The sequence below is a fragment of the Paraburkholderia sp. SIMBA_030 genome, from assembly GCF_046535245.1.
Classification (GTDB): domain Bacteria; phylum Pseudomonadota; class Gammaproteobacteria; order Burkholderiales; family Burkholderiaceae; genus Paraburkholderia.
Genome location: NZ_JAWRXB010000001.1, coordinates 588282 through 607386, shown reverse-complemented (window position 1 = coordinate 607386; position 19105 = coordinate 588282). Strand labels below are relative to the sequence as shown.

At 63.2% G+C, this 19105-nt stretch carries 16 protein-coding genes; 6 read left to right on the top strand and 10 right to left on the bottom strand.

Annotated features, from left to right (window positions below; genetic code table 11):
• The first annotated feature begins 40 nt into the window (after nucleotides 1–40).
• Entirely contained in the window at nucleotides 41–2329 is a 2289-nt protein-coding gene (locus SB772_RS02685) for an ATP-dependent DNA helicase (protein ID WP_410831730.1), read from the top strand.
• Nucleotides 2330–2475: 146 nt separating this feature from the next.
• On the opposite strand, the gene SB772_RS02680 is transcribed toward SB772_RS02685, so the two are convergent.
• Together SB772_RS02680 and SB772_RS02675 are read right to left on the bottom strand one after the other, a co-directional pair.
• Nucleotides 2476–2742, bottom strand: coding sequence for a hypothetical protein (locus SB772_RS02680; protein WP_410831729.1), 267 nt, complete (start codon nucleotides 2740–2742; stop codon nucleotides 2476–2478).
• A gap of 231 nt (nucleotides 2743–2973) precedes the next feature.
• Entirely contained in the window at nucleotides 2974–4215 is a 1242-nt protein-coding gene (locus tag SB772_RS02675; RefSeq protein WP_410831728.1) for a JmjC domain-containing protein, read from the bottom strand.
• 32 nt (nucleotides 4216–4247) lie between these two features.
• On the opposite strand from SB772_RS02675, the gene SB772_RS02670 reads away from it, so the two are divergent.
• Complete coding sequence (locus SB772_RS02670) at nucleotides 4248–4790, top strand: peptidylprolyl isomerase (RefSeq protein ID WP_341315078.1); 543 nt, start codon at nucleotides 4248–4250, stop codon at nucleotides 4788–4790.
• Here the strand turns inward: SB772_RS02670 and SB772_RS02665 are convergent.
• From SB772_RS02665 to SB772_RS02650, 4 genes are all read right to left on the bottom strand, one after another.
• Nucleotides 4770–6083, bottom strand: a complete 1314-nt coding sequence (locus SB772_RS02665; RefSeq protein WP_410831727.1) for a hypothetical protein — start codon at nucleotides 6081–6083, stop codon at nucleotides 4770–4772. The two genes, SB772_RS02670 and SB772_RS02665, sit on opposite strands and share 21 nt — an antisense overlap.
• A complete protein-coding gene (gene mutS / locus SB772_RS02660; protein WP_410831726.1) occupies nucleotides 6070–8757 on the bottom strand; it encodes a DNA mismatch repair protein MutS in 2688 nt (895 codons plus the stop codon). The genes SB772_RS02665 and mutS overlap by 14 nt, the downstream gene beginning before the upstream one ends.
• Nucleotides 8758–8882: 125 nt before the next feature.
• Nucleotides 8883–10181, bottom strand: coding sequence for a lysophospholipid transporter LplT (lplT, locus tag SB772_RS02655; RefSeq protein ID WP_410831725.1), 1299 nt, complete (start codon nucleotides 10179–10181; stop codon nucleotides 8883–8885).
• Between the two features lie 221 nt (nucleotides 10182–10402).
• Nucleotides 10403–11206 carry an inositol monophosphatase family protein gene (locus SB772_RS02650; RefSeq protein WP_410831724.1) on the bottom strand — a complete coding sequence of 268 codons (804 nt, stop codon included), beginning with the start codon at nucleotides 11204–11206 and terminating at the stop codon, nucleotides 10403–10405.
• 337 nt (nucleotides 11207–11543) lie between these two features.
• On the opposite strand from SB772_RS02650, the gene SB772_RS02645 reads away from it, so the two are divergent.
• Both SB772_RS02645 and cysE read left to right on the top strand, forming a co-directional pair.
• Nucleotides 11544–12371: an RNA methyltransferase gene (locus tag SB772_RS02645; protein WP_410831723.1), complete on the top strand. Its 828-nt coding sequence runs from the start codon at nucleotides 11544–11546 to the stop codon at nucleotides 12369–12371.
• A 248-nt stretch (nucleotides 12372–12619) separates the two neighbouring features.
• On the top strand, nucleotides 12620–13456 hold the full coding sequence (gene cysE, locus SB772_RS02640; protein ID WP_410831722.1) for a serine O-acetyltransferase: 837 nt from the start codon (nucleotides 12620–12622) through the stop codon (nucleotides 13454–13456).
• 21 nt (nucleotides 13457–13477) lie between these two features.
• Here cysE and SB772_RS02635 read toward each other — a convergent pair whose 3' ends face one another.
• From SB772_RS02635 to SB772_RS02620, 4 genes are all read right to left on the bottom strand, one after another.
• Nucleotides 13478–14275 carry a UDP-2,3-diacylglucosamine diphosphatase gene (locus SB772_RS02635; protein ID WP_410831721.1) on the bottom strand — a complete coding sequence of 266 codons (798 nt, stop codon included), beginning with the start codon at nucleotides 14273–14275 and terminating at the stop codon, nucleotides 13478–13480.
• 35 nt (nucleotides 14276–14310) lie between these two features.
• Nucleotides 14311–14805: a peptidylprolyl isomerase gene (locus SB772_RS02630; RefSeq protein ID WP_341315086.1), complete on the bottom strand. Its 495-nt coding sequence runs from the start codon at nucleotides 14803–14805 to the stop codon at nucleotides 14311–14313.
• A 110-nt stretch (nucleotides 14806–14915) separates the two neighbouring features.
• Nucleotides 14916–15497 (bottom strand): peptidylprolyl isomerase, encoded by a 582-nt coding sequence (locus tag SB772_RS02625; RefSeq protein ID WP_410831720.1) that lies wholly within the window; start codon nucleotides 15495–15497, stop codon nucleotides 14916–14918.
• A 49-nt stretch (nucleotides 15498–15546) separates the two neighbouring features.
• Nucleotides 15547–16278 (bottom strand): tetratricopeptide repeat protein, encoded by a 732-nt coding sequence (locus tag SB772_RS02620; RefSeq protein ID WP_410831719.1) that lies wholly within the window; start codon nucleotides 16276–16278, stop codon nucleotides 15547–15549.
• A 233-nt stretch (nucleotides 16279–16511) separates the two neighbouring features.
• On the opposite strand from SB772_RS02620, the gene cysS reads away from it, so the two are divergent.
• Entirely contained in the window at nucleotides 16512–17909 is a 1398-nt protein-coding gene (gene cysS, locus SB772_RS02615; protein WP_410831718.1) for a cysteine--tRNA ligase, read from the top strand.
• A 47-nt stretch (nucleotides 17910–17956) separates the two neighbouring features.
• On the top strand, nucleotides 17957–19015 hold the full coding sequence (locus tag SB772_RS02610; protein WP_410831717.1) for a DNA-3-methyladenine glycosylase family protein: 1059 nt from the start codon (nucleotides 17957–17959) through the stop codon (nucleotides 19013–19015).
• Nucleotides 19016–19105: the final 90 nt, after the last annotated feature.

The following is a 19105-nucleotide window of genomic DNA, read 5'->3' as shown; positions in this document are numbered from 1 at the left end:
GTCGCGCCGCGCGCGCCGGACTTTGCAGGAAACGCTTGCCTTGAATTCACCGCTTGTACCTCCGCCTGTCACGCGATCAGGCACGGGCCCGGACGATGACGCCGCGGCGGCCGGCACTGCGCCGGCCCGCGCCGGCGCGTCCTCGCTGGCCGCTACGCTGGCCGCCGCGCTGAACCCGCGCCGCGTCGCCGAGCTCGACGATATCTTCGCCGCCGACGGCCTGCTTGCGCGTCAGATCGACGGCTACCGCTCGCGCGCTTCGCAGATCGAGATGGCGCGCGCCGTGGCCGCGGCTATGGAAGCGTCGGGGCGCGCCATGCCCGAGCCCGCGATGTTCGAAGCGCAGAAGCGTCCCGCGCGGCGGTTGCCGTCGCAGGGTGCCGCCGATGCATCGCCAGCCGCGGAAGCTCAGGCAACCGAGGAAGCGAACGGACCCGACGGCAGCGAAAATACGCTGATCGTGGAGGCGGGCACGGGCACCGGCAAGACCTATGCGTATCTGGTGCCGGCCATGCTGTGGGGCGGCAAGGTGATCGTCTCCACCGGCACCAAGCACTTGCAGGACCAGCTCTTTCAGCGCGACATTCCGACCGTGCGCGATGCGCTGGCCGTGCCGGTGTCGGTTGCGATGCTCAAGGGGCGCGCGAACTACCTGTGCCATTACTACCTGCAGCGCACCGCGGACAACGGCCGCCTGCCGTCGCGTCAGGACACCTCGTATCTGCAGGACATCGTCCGCTTCGCGAAGATCACGCGCACCGGCGATAAGGCCGAGCTTGCGAGCGTGCCCGAAACGGCGGCGGTGTGGTCGATGGTGACGTCGACGCGTGAGAATTGTCTCGGTCAGGAGTGCCCGCATTACAAGGACTGCTTCGTGATGCAGGCGCGGCGCGAGGCGCAGCAGGCCGATATCGTGGTGGTCAATCACCATCTGTTTTTCGCCGACATCATGTTGCGCGATACCGGCATGGCTGAATTGCTGCCCACGGCCAACACCGTCATCTTCGACGAAGCGCATCAATTGCCGGAGACCGCGACACTGTTTTTCGGCGAGACGCTGTCGACCGCGCAATTTCTCGAACTCGCGCGTGACTCGGTGGCTGAAGGCCTCGGCCATGCTCGCGAAACGGTCGATTGGGTGAAGCTCGGCGCGACGCTCGAACGCGCGGCGCGCGACGTGCGGCTCGCCTTCAAGGAAGACTCCGTGCGTTTGTCGATCGGCCAGTTGCCCGGCGACCATCCGCTGTTCCCCGCGCTGGAAACGCTCGAAACCGAGCTCGATGCATTGGCTTGCGCATTGGCCGGCCAGGCCGAGCGCGCCGAATCCATCGGCGCGTGTTTGCGCCGCGCGCGTGAGCTGCAAGGTGTGCTCGCGGGCTGGACTACGCCGCCCACCGAAACCGAACGCGAAGCCGCTGACGCCGCCGCGTCGGATGCCAAAGCCGAACGCGCCGATCCGAATGAAAAGGTTCGCTGGATCGAAGTCTTCTCGCATACCGTGCAGTTGCACGAGACGCCGCTCTCGGTCGCGCCGATCTTTGCGAAGCAGCGCGCCGGCGTGCCGCGTGCGTGGATCTTCACGTCGGCCACGTTGTCGGTGCGCGGCGACTTCACGCACTACGCGGCGCAAATGGGGCTGAATGCGAAGCGCTCGATGACGCTGCCGAGTCCCTTCGACTATCCGACTCAAGGGCTTCTGTACGTGCCGCGCAATTTGCCGCAGCCCTCGTCGCCGATGTTTACCGACGCCGTGTTCGACGCCGCGTTGCCCGCGATCGAAGCGTCGGGCGGCGGCGTGTTCATGTTGTGCACGACACTGCGCGCGGTCGACCGCATCTCGGCCAAGCTGCGCGACACGATCGAAGCACGCGGCTGGAATTATCCGTTGCTCGTGCAGGGCGACGCGAGCCGCACGGAGTTGCTCGATCGTTTCCGCTCGCATGGCAATGCGATTCTGGTGGGCAGTCAGAGTTTCTGGGAAGGCGTGGATGTACGCGGCGATGCGTTGTCGCTGGTCGTGATCGACAAGCTGCCGTTCGCACCGCCTGACGATCCGGTGTTGTCGGCGCGTCTCGATGCGTTGACGAAGAAGGGGCTGAGCCCGTTCGCCGTTCATCAGTTGCCGCAGGCTGTGATTACGCTGAAGCAGGGCGCAGGGCGTCTGATTCGCGCTGAGACGGATCGCGGCGTGCTGATGATCTGCGATACCCGTCTCGTCGACAAACCGTATGGGCGCCGTATATGGCAGAGCCTGCCGCCTTTCAAACGCACTCGCGAGATCGACGTCGTGCGCGAGTTCTTTGAAGAGAATGCGACGCCGGCTCAGTAAACCGTAATGGGCGCCGTTTTAAAAAGCGGCCCTTAAATGGCAAAACGCCACGGATGTGAATCCGTGGCGTTTTGCTTTACTGTCAGGGAAATCAAAAAGATTTCCCTGGTGCAGTTTTCGCCCGGAGGCGAACCCTATGCGACAGCTTACTGGCTTGCGCCCGAAGCCGGAGCAGCAGCCGAAGCAGCAGCGCCAGCGTCCGAAGCAGCGGTCGTAGCCGAAGCAGCAGCTTCGCTCCCAGCAGCAGCAGCGCCCGAAGCAGCTGCAGTCGCTTCCGAAGCAGCGGGCGCTGCTGCCGAAGCAGCAGCCGTTGCGTCGCTAGCTGCGGGCGTAGCTGCCTGGTCGCTGCTCTTGTTGCATGCAGCCAGTGCCACAGCTGCCAACAGGGATGCTACGAGGAGGGATTTCTTCATGATCACGTCCTTTTATGGTTAAAGGTAAGCAACAGCGCAAAATAATACCGGTAATGTGCTCCAACACCGACCTGGGCCGCTGGTGGAGACGCTCTTTTGACGAGCGTGAATCTTCCCTACGGCTTGGGCGGAAATTATATGCACTTTCGTACTGACAGTCGATAAATCCGGGGTCAATACGTTGTCTTTCTCATACAAAATTTCACGGTACGGTATTACAAGCAGGCAGAGTTACACAAACTCGCCCACTTGTATCCAGCCCGCACAATACCACTCGTGCAGCAGTGCTGTCACCGATGAATCGTATGAGAGTGTTACAAAGCGTTTCGCACTCATAGCCCGCCGGTCAGCGAGGTTAAACAACCACTTTTTCCCGCCGACAAACGCTGTTTTCTCTCCATTTAGGAAGAAAAAACGGCGGTTGTACAACAAATTAGTCTTGCGATCGAGCCGCACGCCGGACTTCGACGCCTGCGCGATGAAACGGGCCTCATTGAGGGGCCGTTGCGGCGGATCGAAGACGACGCTCGGCTTCGGTTCGCTGAGATACGAACCCAGGAACGACGCAATGTCCTGCTCATTCCAGTCAACTTTCGTAAGGATCGCGCTAACCCGCTCGACCAGCGCCGCGGGCAATTCTGCCGGACGGTCGACGGCGGGTTGCTGCGGATCGCGATAAAGCGCGCCGGGTTGCCCGGCAGTTTCGCCGCGCTCGGCCAGATGGTAGAGAAATTGTGCGGTCAGCTCACCCGCCGACGGTGCGCGAAAACCGATCGAGCAGGTCATGCATTCGCCTTGCGCGACACCGTCATGCGCGATGTGCGGCGGCAGATACAGCATGTCGCCGGGCTCGAGCAGCCATTCCTCTTCCGGTTCGAAATGCTGTAAAACTTTCAAAGGCAGTCCCGGTTGCAGCGTCAGATCTTTCTGCGCGCCGATGCGCCAGCGGCGCTTGCCGTGAACCTGCAAAAGAAACACATCGTAGGAATCGAAATGGGGACCTACGCCACCGCCATCGGTCGCGTACGAAATCATCAGGTCGTCCAGCCGCGCGTCCGGCACGAAGCGGAACTGGTCGAGCAACGCGCGCGCGCGGTCGTCGTAAAGGTCCACGCCTTGCACGAGCAGCGTCCACGCGCGCTGCTTCGGTGACGGCAATTCGTCGGCCGCGAACGGACCGTGTTCCAGTTGCCATTTGTTGCGAAAGTGCGTGATCAGGCGCGCTTCCACTTCGTCTTTATCCGCCAGGTCGAAAAACTCGTCGCGCGATAGAGGCGCGCTCACGTTCGGAATGGCCTGGCGGATCAGCAGAGGCTTCTTCTGCCAGTAGCGGCGCATGAATTGCGACGGCGTCAGATTGCCGAGCAGCGGCGTTGGCGCGTCAGGCGAGGGCGGCAGAACCGGCGTCGGCGCCGGTGAAGGATTCCGTGCCGAAGCTGCGTCGGCCAGGTGGTCAGTGGGCCGCTTGGGCATCGTATAATGTGAGTTGTATTCTGGAGAATCGAATGAAAATCGCAAAGAACACCGTCGTGTCGGTCGCTTACAAGCTGTCGGATGCGCAGGGCAATCTGATTGAAGAAAGCGACGAGCCGATGGTCTATCTGCACGGCGGCTATGATGGCACGTTCCCCAAGATCGAGGAAGAGCTCGACGGCCACGAGGCCGGCTTCGAGACCCAGATCCAGCTTGAGCCGCAAGACGCGTTCGGTGAGTACGATCCGGACCTCGTGAAGATCGAGCCGCGCGATCGCTTCCCGGAACCGCTCGAAGTCGGCATGCAATTCGAAGGCACGCCGGAAGAAGGTGACGAGGATCTCGATTCGCTCGTCTACGTGGTGACCGACGTAGCCGAAGACAAAGTCGTGCTCGACGGCAACCACCCGCTCGCCGGCATGGCGCTGCGTTTCGCGCTGACGGTCAAGGACGTGCGTCCGGCAACCGAAGACGAAATCCAGCATGAACATGCGCATGGCGCTGACGGCCTGGAAGTCCTCGACGAAGACGATGACGAAGCCGAAGACGACAAGTCAGGGCCCACGCTGCACTGAGCTCGCGGGCGCGCCCGGAATGTCTGAAGCGCCTGGTGCGCCTGGTACATGAGGCAGGGCGGTCGAGGCGGGAGCATTCCAGTTCTCGTCCACCGGTGCGTATTGTTGCTGATTCAGTTGCTGTTGATCCGGTTGCCCCGGCGTCTGCAACAACGGCGGCAATTCGGAAGCGGGACCGAGCGCCGGCACGGCCGGCATCGACGCTGCCGGCTCCTCGCGCGGCAGAGGTTGTACCGTGGGCATCGGCATCTGCTTGGGCACGTCGCGCACACTCACGCGGAACGGCGGTTTCCTGCCGAGATCCGCTTCAATTCGAATCCACTGGTTAAGACGATCATGCGGCGCAAGCGCGACGCGCGTGAGATTCGTCACCAGCATCCCCTTGTCATTGCGTAGCGGCTGATCGATCACGAAGCCGGCGCTCGCGCGTTCGTCGTCGCAATGAATCACCAGCACCGGTCCGCGAAAAATCTGCGCAAGTTTGACGAGGCTGCGTTTGAATTCCAGAAAGCCGTCACGGCGCGCGTTGCGCGTGAAGCGCAGCCATGCGAAACGGTCGGGCCGTTCGTAACGCTCCGGTTCGGGGTCTCCCTGAATGAACACGACGATCGCGCGCGCGTCGCGCCGTTTTGCGTATTCGGCGGCATGTTCGAGCCAGAACGCATTGGCGATAACGCGATCTTCGAATTCGCCATTACGGCCGCCCGCAGTCAGATAGTGATTGTTCGGACTCGGCGCGTTCAGGCCGACAAACACGGTATCGCCGACTTGCCAGCGCACGTTCTCGCGAAACGGACGAAAGCGCGGCACTTCGCTTTCGCGCGTCAACGCGATCGGGTTCTGACCCATCGACGTCGCGTCGGCGAACATTGTCTGGCGCAACTGATCGAGCCGTTCGACCGGATCGAAGCCGCCGGCCTCAGCGGTGCCGCAGTTGGCCCAGTCGTGTTGGCCCGGAATGAAGAACAGAGCAGGCCGCGCCATGTCGAGCAGCGCGCGGCGCCGTTCGTATAACGCATCGCGGCAGGCTTCTTTCGCGCCCTTCAGGTTGCCGTCGTAGACGATGAACGATATCTCGCGATCACGGCCGATCGCATCGATCAGGCGTTGTGTCGGCGCTTCGTCGGCTGGACTTTGCATCGTGCCGGCGACGATCGCGAACGCGTAACGCGGCGTTTCCGCGTGCGCGAACTGCGTACCGCCGCTAGTGAGCGTTAGCGTGAGGACAAAGGTCAGCGCCGCGCAAAGTTTGTGCGGGTGCTGCGAGGGCCTGCGCGCGTCAATGATCCGCATCCGGCGCGGCGGCAAGGTCGTGCAATTCGTACAGCAGATCGAGCGCTTCGCGCGGCCGCAGATCGTTCGGATCGATTGCGCGCAGACGCTCGACAAGTGCTTGCATGGCGGGCGAAGCGGTTGCCGCTTCCGGCCTGGCGTCGCGTTCGTCGTCGGCGTCTTCGACCAGCATCGGCATGGGCGCCGCGAACAGATCGAGTTGCGGCGCGGGTTGCGCCGCCGATTGCTGCTCGAGATATGCGAGATGCTTGCGCGCTGCGCGAATCACCGCGCCCGGCACGCCGGCCAGTTGCGCGACCTGCAGTCCGTAACTCTGATTCGCCGGCCCTTCGTTGACCGCATGCAGGAACACAATGCCGTGGCCATGTTCGACCGCCGACAAGTGCACGTTGGCCGCATGCGGAAACTCGGCGGGCAACTGCGTCAACTCGAAGTAGTGCGTCGCGAATAGCGTGTGACAGCCGTTGTGCGTGAGCAGATGCCGCGCGATCGCCCACGCCAGCGCGAGGCCGTCGAAGGTCGAGGTGCCACGGCCGATTTCATCCATCAGCACGAGACTCTGCGGCGTCGCATCGTTGAGGATCGCGGCGGCTTCCGTCATCTCGACCATGAAGGTCGAGCGGCCGCCCGCCAGATCGTCGGCCGCGCCGATACGCGTGAAAATGCGATCGATCGGCCCGAATGCGGCGCGCCGTGCCGGCACGTAACTGCCGACATAGGCGAGCAACGCGATCAGTGCGGTCTGCCGCATGAAGGTCGATTTACCGCCCATATTCGGGCCGGTGATCAGCAGCAGTTTGCGTTCCGGCGTGAGCGTGCAGTCGTTGGCGATGAACTGCTCGACCTGCGCCTCGACCACCGGGTGCCGGCCTTGTTCGATTTCGATGCCTGCGGTCGGCGAAAACGTCGGCGCCACCCAATCGAGTGCGCGTGCGCGTTCGGCGAATGCAGCCAGCAGATCCAGTTCGGCGAGCGCCGCGGCGACGCGCTGGCAATCCGCGATAAACGGCAGCAGCGCTTGCAGTAACGCGTCGTATAGCGAACGTTCGCGGGCCAGCGCGCGTTCCTGTGCGGACAGCGCTTTGTCTTCGAAGGTTTTCAGTTCAGGCGTGATGTAACGCTCGGCATTTTTCAGCGTCTGTCGGCGGCGGTAGTCGTCCGGCACCTTGTCGGTCTGGCCGCGCGTGACTTCGATATAGAAGCCGTGCACCTTGTTGTATTCGACGCGCAGGTTGCCGATACCGGTGCGCGCCCGTTCGCGCGTTTCGAGGTCGATCAGGAACTGCCCGCAGTTCTCCGAAATATCGCGTAACTCATCGAGTTCCGCGTCGTAGCCATGCGCGATCACGCCACCGTCGCGCACCATCGCCGCAGGTTCCTCGGCGACCGCGCGCTTGAGCAGTTCGACGCACGCTTGAGGTGGTTCGAGCGACGTGTCGATACGCGCCAATGAATCCGCATTGGCTGAAACGGCCGCCAGTTGCGTGCGCAGTTCGGGCAACGCAATGAACGTATCGCGCAGGCTGGACAGATCGCGAGGCCGCGCCGACAGCAGCGCCAGACGCCCGGTAATCCGCTCGATGTCGGAGATCTGCCGCAACGCGCCGCGCAGCGAATCGACACTCGCGCCGGGCGGCGCATCGAGCAACGCGCCGATCGCCTGCTGGCGCGCCTGCGCAATCGCGGCTTCGCGCGGCGGATGATGCAGCCAGTGACGCAACAGGCGGCTGCCCATGGTCGTGCAGCAGGTATCGAGCAGCGAACACAGCGTCGGCGATTCAGTGCCGCGCAGCGTTTCGGTGAGTTCGAGGTTGCGGCGCGTGGCAGGGTCGAGGCCGATATATTCGGATTCGTATTCGACTTTCAGACTGCGCACATGGCGCAGTTGCTGGCCTTGCGTGGCCGCCGCATATAGCAGCAATGCACCGGCCGCGCCGCACGCGCTTGTCAGCGAATGCGCGCCGAAGCCGTCGAGTCCCGCTACTTCCAACTGATCGCACAGGCGTTGCGTGCCCGACGCGATATCGAAGTGCCAGACCGGCACACGGGTGAGGGCGCCGGCATTCACGGGCGGCGTCCAACTCGCCGAATCGGCCGGCGTGTCGGCCGCCAGAATTTCCGCCGGACGAATCCGTTCGAGCGCGGCGGCCACCTGATCCGGTGCGACTTCCGCGAGACGCAACGCGCCGCTCGCCAGATTCAGCCACGCGAGCCCCACGCTGGTCGCGACGCCGCGGCGGTTATGCGCGACGCACATCGCCAGCAGGTAGACATCGCTTTTGTCGGACAGCAGCGCGGCGTCCGTCAGCGTGCCCGGCGTGACGACGCGCACCACCTTGCGCTCGACCGGGCCTTTCGACGTGGCCGGATCGCCGATCTGTTCGCAAATCGCGACGGATTCGCCGAGCTTGACCAGTTTCGCCAGGTACTGTTCGACCGCATGATGCGGCACGCCTGCCATCTTGATCGGATTGCCCGCCGACGCGCCGCGCTGCGTCAGTGTTAAGTCGAGCAGGCGCGCGGCTTTCTCCGCATCGTCGAAAAAGAGTTCGTAGAAGTCACCCATCCGGTAGAACACGAGCGTGCCCGGATGATCCGCTTTAATGCGTAAATACTGCTGCATCATGGGCGTATGTTGTGCGACGTCGTTGGCCGCTGCGGTTTGAATGCCCATCCTCGGTGTCTTCTTGCGTTAGCTGTTCAGGGCGTGAGTTTAACCTGCCGGCGCGGCGAGCGGACCCTGACCGAACGGCTAATCCGCACGGCAAAGCTTATGCCGCTGCGTGAAATCTCGCGCTGTCATTCTTCGACCAGCGCCCGCATGTCCACCGTGCGTTCATTCGCTGCGCTGCGCCGTTTCGCGAGCCACATCATCAAGGTGACGAAGCTGCCGAACACGACGATGATCCACTGCGCCGGCATCTTCGCCGTCAACAGCAGCGCATAGGCGCCGAGCATCAGCAGCACGGCCAGATTCTGGTTGAAATTCTGCACCGCGATCGAATGCCCGGCGGAGAGCAGCGTCGCGCCGCGGTGCTGGAGAATCGCGTTCATCGGCACGATAAAAAAGCCGGACAGCGCGCCGAGCAGGATCATCAGCGGATAGGCGAGCAAAATATAGAACGGCGCGACGTGCGAGCCGACACGGATGCCGGCGCCCGCGGGAAACAGGTCCTTGTTATAGAACGCGATCGCGATCGCGACTGCGCCGGTGAGGATGCCGACCGGCAGCACACGCAACGAGCGGCGCAGCGGTATCCACGCGGCCGCGGCGGCTGCGCCGACTGCAATACCCAAGCCCGTGACGCCTTGCATCACCGCCGCTTTGGATAGCGACAGCCCGAGGTTCACATTGGCCCATTTGAGCACCAGCAGTTGCAGCGTGACAGCGCCGCCCCACATCAGCGTCGTGACCCACAGCGCGATTTGCGCGAGCTTGTCGGCCCACAGCACGTTGAACGAGTACACAAAGTCGCCGACCAGCTTCTTCGGCTCTGTCAGACGGTTCGGATAACGTGCGCCGGTGTCGGGGATGAAGATATTGATCGCGGCGGCGATCGCGTAGGTCACCATCACCGCGAACATCGCCAGATCGGCGGCGGAGCGGATCAACGGCAGATGCGCATGCGCGACGAATTTGTCCGCGAAGGTGCTGATCAATGCGCCGCCGACCATGGTGCCGACGATGGTCGACAGCACGGTGGCCGATTCGAGCCAGGCGTTCGCCTTGACGAGCATTTCCGCGGGCAGCAATTCCGTGAGAATGCCGTACTTGGCCGGTGAATACGCAGCCGCGCCGAAGCCGACCACGCCGTACGCGATCATCGGGTGAACGCCTGCGATCATCATCAGGCAGCCGCTTGCCTTCAGCGCGTTCGAGGCGAACATCACGTGCCGCTTTTGCATCGCATCGGCGAAAGCGCCGACGAACGGTGCGAGCAATACGTACGAGACGGTGAAGAAAATCTGCAGGAGGGGGGTGACCCAGGCGGCCGAGCGGATCACCGACAGCAACGCGATGGCGGCGATCAGCAGTGCATTGTCCGCGAGCGACGAAATGAACTGTGCCGCGATGATCGTGTAGAAGCCTTTTTTCATGAAGCGGATCGGAAGCTGCGCGGGAATCTCGCACAAAACAGGGCGCGACAAAAAGCGCGCGAAACACACCCGGCATGTCGAGGCGCGCCGGCGCGGCTTCCCGCTTTGTAGCACGAACGCCCGCCGGATGCAGGCTCGCCAACGAAAAAGCGGCCGAAGCCGCTTTTTCGTACTACCTTGCGCCGGCGCACCATCCGCCGGACAAAGGCCTTGACATGACCTTAAGCCGGCTGCTGACGGGTATGGCTGAAGCGCGACAGGATGGGGATCATCTGCGCGTACACCTTCGGATTGCCGGCGACGATTTCACCGACGTGCAGGAAGTTCGAGTCGCCCGTGTAGTTGCCCACCAGACCGCCGGCCTCCGTGATCAGCAGGCTGCCCGCAGCGACGTCCCACGGACTCAGGCCCTGCTCGAAAAAGCCGTCCATGCGGCCCGCGGCGACATTCGCCAGATCCAGCGCGGCGGCGCCTGGACGGCGCAGGCCGGCGCAGGCCCCGGTCATTTCGGCGAACTGGCGGCCGTATGCTTCGATGCCGTCCTTTTCGCGGAACGGGAAGCCCGTGCCGATCAGGCCGTCGGCCAGACGGTCGCGCTTGGCCACCCGGATGCGGCGGTCGTTCAGGAACGCGCCACGGCCGCGCGAGGCTGTAAACAGATCGTTGCGGGTCGGGTCGTAGACCACGGCTTGCGTCACGATGCCCTTGTGCGCGAGCGCGATCGACACGCAGTAGTACGGGAAGCCGTGGATGAAGTTGGTCGTGCCGTCGAGCGGATCGATGATCCACTGAAATTCGGATTCGTTATCCGACTTGCCGGATTCTTCGGCGAGAATCGCGTGATCGGGGTAGGCGGTCTTCAGCGTATCGATGATCGCCGCTTCAGACGCTTTGTCCACCTCCGTGACGAAATCGTTGTGCTGTTTCTTGCTGACCTGGAGCAGATCGAGGTCGAGCGACGCGCGGTTGATGATCTGTGCTGCGCGGCGTGCGGCCTTCACAGCGATATTGAGCATGGGATGCATGAGCCTGGATCCTTGTGCCGGGGCAGCGCGGCTGCGTACCGGTAAATGAGCGGTAATTGTGCGCAAACGAAGCGCGGAAACAACACGGAACGCACGTCCGATACAGGAGCACGTGCGCATTCCGCCGACGGAGACAAATTGAATAAGAACGAGGCGCTCGTGCGAAGAGGGCGCGAATTTGCGTATTTTACCTGAGTCCGGGTGCTCCGGCGGCGTGTGCTGCGTTGGCCGTCGCATAGGCGCGTTGCTGGCCGGATTCGCGCATACTGTATGTGCAATTCGGCGCCGGCCCCGGTTGGCGCTACCATACGCGTTCTTTAGCTTGCCGAATTCCATCGTGGACCACACCCACCATTCTTCCGATCCCACCGTGGCCGACCTGCGCGGCGGTTTTACGTCGACACGCTTCGTACTCGTCGAGCCGAGCCATCCCGGCAACGTCGGGGCTGCGGCGCGCGCGCTGAAAACCATGGGCTTTTCGCGCCTCGTGCTGGTGTCGCCGCGCGTGCCGCACGTGCAGAGCGATCCGGAGGCCATTGCAATGGCAAGCGGCGCCGACGATGTGCTGGCGTCCGCGCACATCGTGCCGACGCTTGCCGACGCGTTGAACGGCGTGCATTGGTCGATGGCGCTGACCGCGCGGCTGCGCGAATACGGACCGCCGCAACTGACGCCGCGTGCCGCGGCTGGCGTCGCGCGCGAGCAGGCGGTGCACGGCGAGATCGCGCTGGTGTTCGGTAACGAGCGCACCGGTTTGTCGAACGAGGACGTCGAGCGCTGCAGCGCGCTCGCGCATATCCCGGCCAACCCGGCCTACAGTTCGCTCAATCTGGCGCAGGCCGTGCAGGTGCTGTCGTATGAGTTGCGCACCACGTACCTGTGCGCGGACGACGCCATGCCGGCGGAGGCTCGAGCGCCCGGAGGACCGGACGAGCCGGTTGGCGCGCGGGCGGCGAGCGACGAAATCGAAAGCATGTACGCGCATCTGGAAAGTGCGCTGGTCGCGCTCGATTTTCTCGACCCCGCCAATCCGAAGAAGCTGATGTCGCGTCTGCGCCGCCTGTTCGCGCGTTCCGGGCTGGAGCGCGAGGAAGTGAATATCGTGCGCGGCATCGCCAAGCACATCCTGCTGAAGACCAAACGCCCGGACGGCGACGCGCCTTGACCGGGGCCACAAGGCAAGCCGTAAGCCGGACCGCAAGCGCACCATAAAAGTGCCTGGCCGACAAACTCGCGACCAGCCCGCGACGACCTTGCCGGCAGCGTGGGCTTCCGGCAGGTTTTCGGCAATCGTCCTACAATCGCTCGAAACGTTCTAAGCAAAGCTGTCGATCTGCTATGCGACCGCCATGCGCCACCGTTGGTGGGTTTTTTCCGCCGACGGTTTTCTCCCCCATAACCACGTCCCCTGCCATGTTCACGAGACTTCGCGAAGACATCGCCACGATCCGCGAGCGCGATCCCGCCGCCCGCAGCGCCTGGGAAGTCCTCACGTGTTACCCGGGTCTGCACGCGCTTATGCTGCACCGGCTCGCGCATGCATGCTGGCGCGCGAGGCGCCGCTGGCTGGCGCGTTTCGTCTCGCAGATGGCGCGCTTCATGACCGGCATCGAGATTCATCCGGGCGCGACCGTGGGGCGCCGCGTGTTCATCGATCACGGCATGGGCGTTGTGATCGGCGAAACCGCCCTAATCGGCGACGACTGCACGATCTATCAGGGCGTGACGCTCGGCGGCACCTCGCTTACACGCGGCGCGAAGCGACATCCGACGCTCGAGCGCGGCGTGATCGTCGGGGCGGGGGCGAAGGTGCTCGGCGGCTTTACGATCGGCGCGGACGCGAAGATCGGCTCGAACGCGGTGGTCACCAAGCCAGTGCCGGCACGCGGTACGGCGGTGGGCAATCCGGCACGGATCATCGTTCCGGCGGGCGCTGCCACGGCGTCGGCCGAGGCGGCGCGCGCATCGGCGAACGGCGCCGCGCGCGACGCGAAAACCGCGCCGGAGCGTTCGGCATTTTGTGCGTACGGCATCACGCCGAACGCGGATGATCCGGTGTCGCTGGCGATTCACGGGTTGATCGATCACGCGGCCACGCAAGCACAACGTATCGATGAAATTGTCGTTGCGCTCGAGCGATTGGGGACGAGTCTGGAAGGGCTGCAAGGCGCCGATGCGGCGTTGCTCGATCTGCGGCGTCTGTCGGCCGCGATTGCGGGAAAAGTGGAAGGGGCTGCGGCGGAGCGCTAATATAATTGCATCGGGCTCGCTTCAATCCAACCGCAGCGCCCGAATCCCTTCCGCGTCGATCCGCAGATAACCGCCACGGCGCTCGCCGTGGTCGAGATCCCAATCGGGCAGCACCCAGCGCGTGCCGTCCGGTTCGCGATGCCGCGCCGGACGATGCGTGTGCCCGTGGATGATCGTTGCCGTTTTCGTCGATTTGAACAGGGCGGCCACGCCTTTAGGCGTCACGTCGTACTTCGACGATACCGGGCGCGCGCGGCCTTGCTCGCTGCTCGCGCGCATACGCTCCGCGAGCGCCTGGCGCCAGCGAAACGGCCATGCAAGAAACAGCATCTGCGCGACACCGCTGCGCGCAAAGAGCCGGAACCACTGGTAGCCGCGATCGGCCGTGCACAGCCCATCGCCGTGCGCGAGCGCGATGCGTGTGCCGAACGCGGTGATCACGAACGGATCGGGCAGCCAGATTGCGCCGGCTGCTTTCATGAAGCGCTTGCCCAGCAGAAAATCGCGATTGCCGTGCATGATGTAGAGCGCGATGCCGCGCTCGGACAGCGTGTGCAGCAACGCCGCCATGCGGGCCGCGAACGGCTCGGCGAGCATGTCGTCGCCGATCCAGTACTCGAACAGGTCGCCGAGAATGAAAACCGAATCCGCCTGCTCGGCGCTCACGCGGACAAAGTGTTCGAACGCGGCGACCGTGCGCGGAATCGCCTCGCTCAGATGAATATCGGAGAGGAAAAAAAACGGGCGTGCGGCGTGCGGGCGTTTGCCCTCGCCAGGCACGCCCGCGGCGACGCTTCGCAGCGGCGTTTCTTGCAGCATTGAAGGTGCCTGATATCAGTTCAAACGAGCCGACCTTAGTCGACGATCACCGCTTTTTCGATCACGACGTCGTCGACCGGCACGTCCTGATGGAAGCCCTTCGAACCCGTCTTCACCTTCTTGATCTTCTCGACAATGTCGAGACCTTCGACCACCTTGCCGAACACGGCGTAGCCCCAGCCCTGCGGCGTCGGCGACGAGTGGTTCAGGAAGTCGTTGTCGTTCACGTTGATGAAGAATTGCGCGGTGGCCGAATGCGGATCGTTCGTGCGCGCCATCGCAACCGAGCCGTTGACGTTCTTCAGACCGTTGTTCGCTTCGTTGGTGATCGGCTCGGCCGTCGGCTTCTGCTTCATGCCGGGTTCGAAGCCGCCGCCCTGGATCATGAAGCCGTCGATCACGCGGTGGAACACGGTGTTGTCGTAGTGACCGGCCTTCACGTAGTTGAGGAAGTTCTCAACCGACTTCGGCGCCTTTTCAGCGTCCAGTTCGAGTTTGATGACGCCGTGGTTCGTATGCAGTTCAACCATGATGGAATCCTTTGATGAACGGGGTGGGTGAGAGGCGCGGCGAGTCGTCATATGAGATGACGACGGGCCGCGCCGGGGCGTAGATATAGCGCTTGCCTGTTTTTGTGCAGTTACTTGCCGACCACCGTAGCCGACTCGATCACGACCGGCTTTTGCGGCACGTCGCTCATCGGGCCGCGCGTGGTGGTGGGCGTGCCTTCGATCTTCTTCACGACGTCCATGCCGCCCGTGACCTTGCCGAACACCGCGTAGCCGTTGCCGTCCGGATTCGGATAGTCGAGGCCGGCATTGTCCACCGTGTTGATGAAGAATTGCGCGGTGGCCGAATTCGGATCGCTGGTGCGCGCCATCGCGAGCGTGCCGGCGGTGTTCTTCAGACCGTTACGGCTTTCGAGCGGAATCGGCGCGCGCGTCGGCTTCTCGGCAAAGCTCTGCGTATAACCGCCGCCCTGGATCATGAAGCCGCGAATCACGCGATGGAAAATCGTGCCGCTGTACTGGTCGGATTTCACGTAGTCGAGAAAGTTGGCGACGGTCTTCGGCGCTTTCTCAGGATACAACTCGACGCGGATGTCGCCTTCCGATGTTTTGAACAGGACGGACGGATGCGCGGCCTGCGAGCCGGACTGGGCAAATGCGGGTGCGTTTGCGATCAGGGCGGCGCTGCCGAGCGCCAACATCAACCATTTCATGAAGATCCTCAGGGTTGGAAAAAACGTATTGGCGAAAACTGTGACGGCCTTAGTTCGACGGCGCCATGTAGGGTGGCATGGCAAGCGAGCCGTTCGCGCCGCCGAACTGGAAGCTCGGTGTCTCCGTCATGTTCGACGTGGCGCGTTTGGTGTATTCGTCGGCGGGCGTGACGGCGGCTTTTTTCACGGGCGGCGTTTTGGTTTTGGGCGGCGAGACGATCTTCTGGATGTCCGCGAGGCGCTGGTTGGTCGTGGCGCTCGCTTTGCCGAGGCCTTGCGCGCGGCGGTACGCTGCGTCGGCCATGCGCAGATACAGGTCGCCGAGATTCTCGTACGCGAGACCGTAGCCCGGATTCACCTTGGTCGCTGTTTCGAGCGCGGCGCGTGCTTCGGCATAACGGCCGTGTTTCGCATAAAGTGCCGCAAGGTTGTTGTACGGCTCGGGCAGCTCCGGATACAACTGCGTCAGCTCGGTGAACGCGGCGATCGCGTCGTCGTCGCGGTTCAGATGGGCAAGCACCGTGCCGCGCTTGAATTTGGCCTGCGCGTCGCGTGGATTCGACGCGATTCGCGCGTCGAGCTGCTTCAGCGAGGCTTCCCAGTTCTTCTGCGCAATCGATGCGTCGATTTCCGGCGTGTTGTCGCGCACAGCCGGGCCGGTCGGCAACGCGGCGGCTTTCTGCGCGTACGCAGCGACCGGCAAGACCGTGAGGGCAACGGCGCACAAGGCCGTCGCGGCGAGGGTCGCAGCGCTGCGCGCGCGGCCGCTGGAAGGTTTCATAGGCTCAGGTCTGGATGTTATACTCCGAGCCATTCTAACAAAAGGTCTGCGCGTTCCGTCGAACCGCCGACTGTCTTTTCGCCACTCGTGGTCGTCTCCGCCTTGATCGCCGCACCAGGCGCACCGGTTTGCCGCTGTCAGTGAAGCACCCGCCAGTCTGCTAGCGGGGCGCGTCACAAACAAAACAGCACGCAACCCATTGCGGATTTCTTTCGGCCCACGCACCGTTCTCTATGGAATCACTGCGCATCTACAACACGCTCGCGCGTGACAAGCAAACTTTCGTGCCGCTGCAAGAAGGCGTTGTGCGGATGTACGTCTGCGGGATGACCGTGTATGACTATTGTCACGTCGGTCACGCGCGGGTGATGGTCGTGTTCGATATCGTGCAGCGGTGGTTGCGCACGCTCGGTTACGACGTGACCTATGTACGCAACATCACCGACATCGACGACAAGATCATCCGGCGCGCGGTGGAGAACGGTGAGACCATCAAATCGCTGACCGATCGCTTCATCGCGGCGTTGCATGAAGACGCGGACGCGCTCGGCATCGAACGGCCCGATATCGAGCCGCGCGCCACCGATTTCATTGCGCAGATGCTCGGCATGATCGAGAAACTCGAAACGAACGGCTACGCGTATCAGGCGAGCGATGGCGACGTGAACTACGCGGTCCGCAAGTTCGCGGGCTACGGCAAGCTGTCGGGCAAGTCGCTCGAAGATCTGCGCGCGGGCGAACGCGTCGCGGCGAACGACGCGAAGCAGGACCCGCTCGACTTCGTCCTGTGGAAACAGGCGAAGCCGGAGGAACCGGCGGACACCGGCTGGGAGTCGAAGTACGGGCGCGGCCGGCCTGGCTGGCATATCGAATGCTCGGCAATGGGCTGCACGTTGCTTGGCGATCATTTCGACATTCATGGCGGTGGTCAGGATCTGCAGTTTCCGCACCATGAAAACGAGATCGCGCAGAGTGAAGCTGCGACCGGACAAACATTCGTCAATTACTGGATGCACAACGGCTACGTGCAGATCGACAATGAGAAGATGTCGAAGTCGTTGAACAACTTCTTTACGATCCGCGAAGTATTGGCGCAGTACGATGCCGAGGTCGTGCGCTTTTTTATCGCGCGCGCTCATTACCGTTCGCCGTTAAATTACAGCGACGTGCATATCGACGACGCCCGCAACGCGCTTGCGCGTTTGTACACCGCGCTCAAGGATGTCACGCCGGACAGCGCGGAACTCGACTGGAACGAAGCGCATGCGCAGCGTTTCCAGGCGGCGATGAACGACGACTTCAACACGCCGGTTGCGGTGTCGGTGTTGTTCGAGCTGGCAACTGAAGTCAACCGCACGCGCGACGCCGCGCAGGCCCGTCAATTGCGCTCGCTCGCGCAGGTGATCGGACTGCTCGGCCGTGAGCCGCGTGCGTATCTGCAGCAGGCTGCGGGCAGCGCCGTCGAAGGCGCGCTCGAGCCCGCCGCGATCGAAGCGAAGATCGCCGCGCGCGTGGCCGCCAAGCAGGCGAAAGATTATGCGGCAGCGGACCGGATTCGAGCCGAATTGCTCGAGGCCGGCGTTGCACTTGAAGACAAACCCGGCGGGTTGACCGAGTGGCGGCGCGTGTGAGCGCACCTCGTACTTCCCTTTGATCGACTCGCCAGGCAGGAGGCAGGATGGCAACGGCCACGAAGACGCCGGCTAAACGAGCCGCGTCTCAAACAAACGCGGCAGCCGCAGCAAAATCGACCAGAGCGTCGACTCGTGCGGGCAGCGTCGCGGTAAAGAAAGCATCGTCGAAAGCCACCTTGGTGGCGGCAAAGGCCGGCGTGAGTGCAGCGGCGGGTGCAACGAAGCCCGCGGTCAAACGCGCGCTCAACGGCGCGTCGGTGCACGCGCCAGTTTCGAAGCGGGCCAAACCACAGCGCCCGTCGCGCGCAAAAGGCAACGGTGCATTGCCGGCTGAACTGGCCGGCGACGTGCAGGAACTCGCGCGCGACGCGCACGAAGGCGAAATCGTGCGCAAGACACGTACGTCGAGCAACGCGGGCGGCGAAGCGGCGAGCGATACCGAAGTCGCAGTGCCGGTGCAGATCGGCGGGCTCACGCCCGAAGTCACGCGTCCGGCGTATTGGGACAAGGCGTGTGCCGACCTCGTCAAGCGCGACCGGATTCTGAAGAAGTTGATCCCGAAGTTCGGCCCGGTGCATTTGCTGAGCCGCGGCGATCCGTTCGTCACGCTCGCGCGTTCGGTGGTCGGGCAGCAGATTTCGGTGGCGTCCGCGCAAGCGGTGTGGGCGAAAGTCGAGACTGCGTGTCCGAAGCTCGTGCCGCAGCAGTTCATCAAGCTCGGGCAGGAGAAGCTGACCGCGTGCGGACTGTCCAGACGCAAGGCCGAATACGTGCTCGATCTGGCGGAGCATTTCGTCTCGGGTGCGTTGCACGTCGGCAAGTGGACCTCGATGGAAGACGAGGCGGTGATCGCCGAGCTGACGCAGATTCGCGGCATCGGCCGCTGGACCGCGGAAATGTTCCTGATCTTCAATCTGTCGCGCCCGGACGTCCTGCCGCTCGACGACCTGGGTCTGATCCGGGCCATCAGCGTGAATTACTTTAGCGGCGAACCGGTTACGCGCAGCGAAGCGCGTGAAGTCGCGGCGAACTGGGAGCCGTGGCGCACCGTCGCCACCTGGTATATGTGGCGTAGTCTCGATCCGTTACCGGTCGACTATTGAAGAACAAGAAACGATGCTGCTTCAAAAACTATCAACTGTTAATGGCTGATAGTTGCGAGATGGTTTTGACATCGGCGCGCGCGGTTAGAA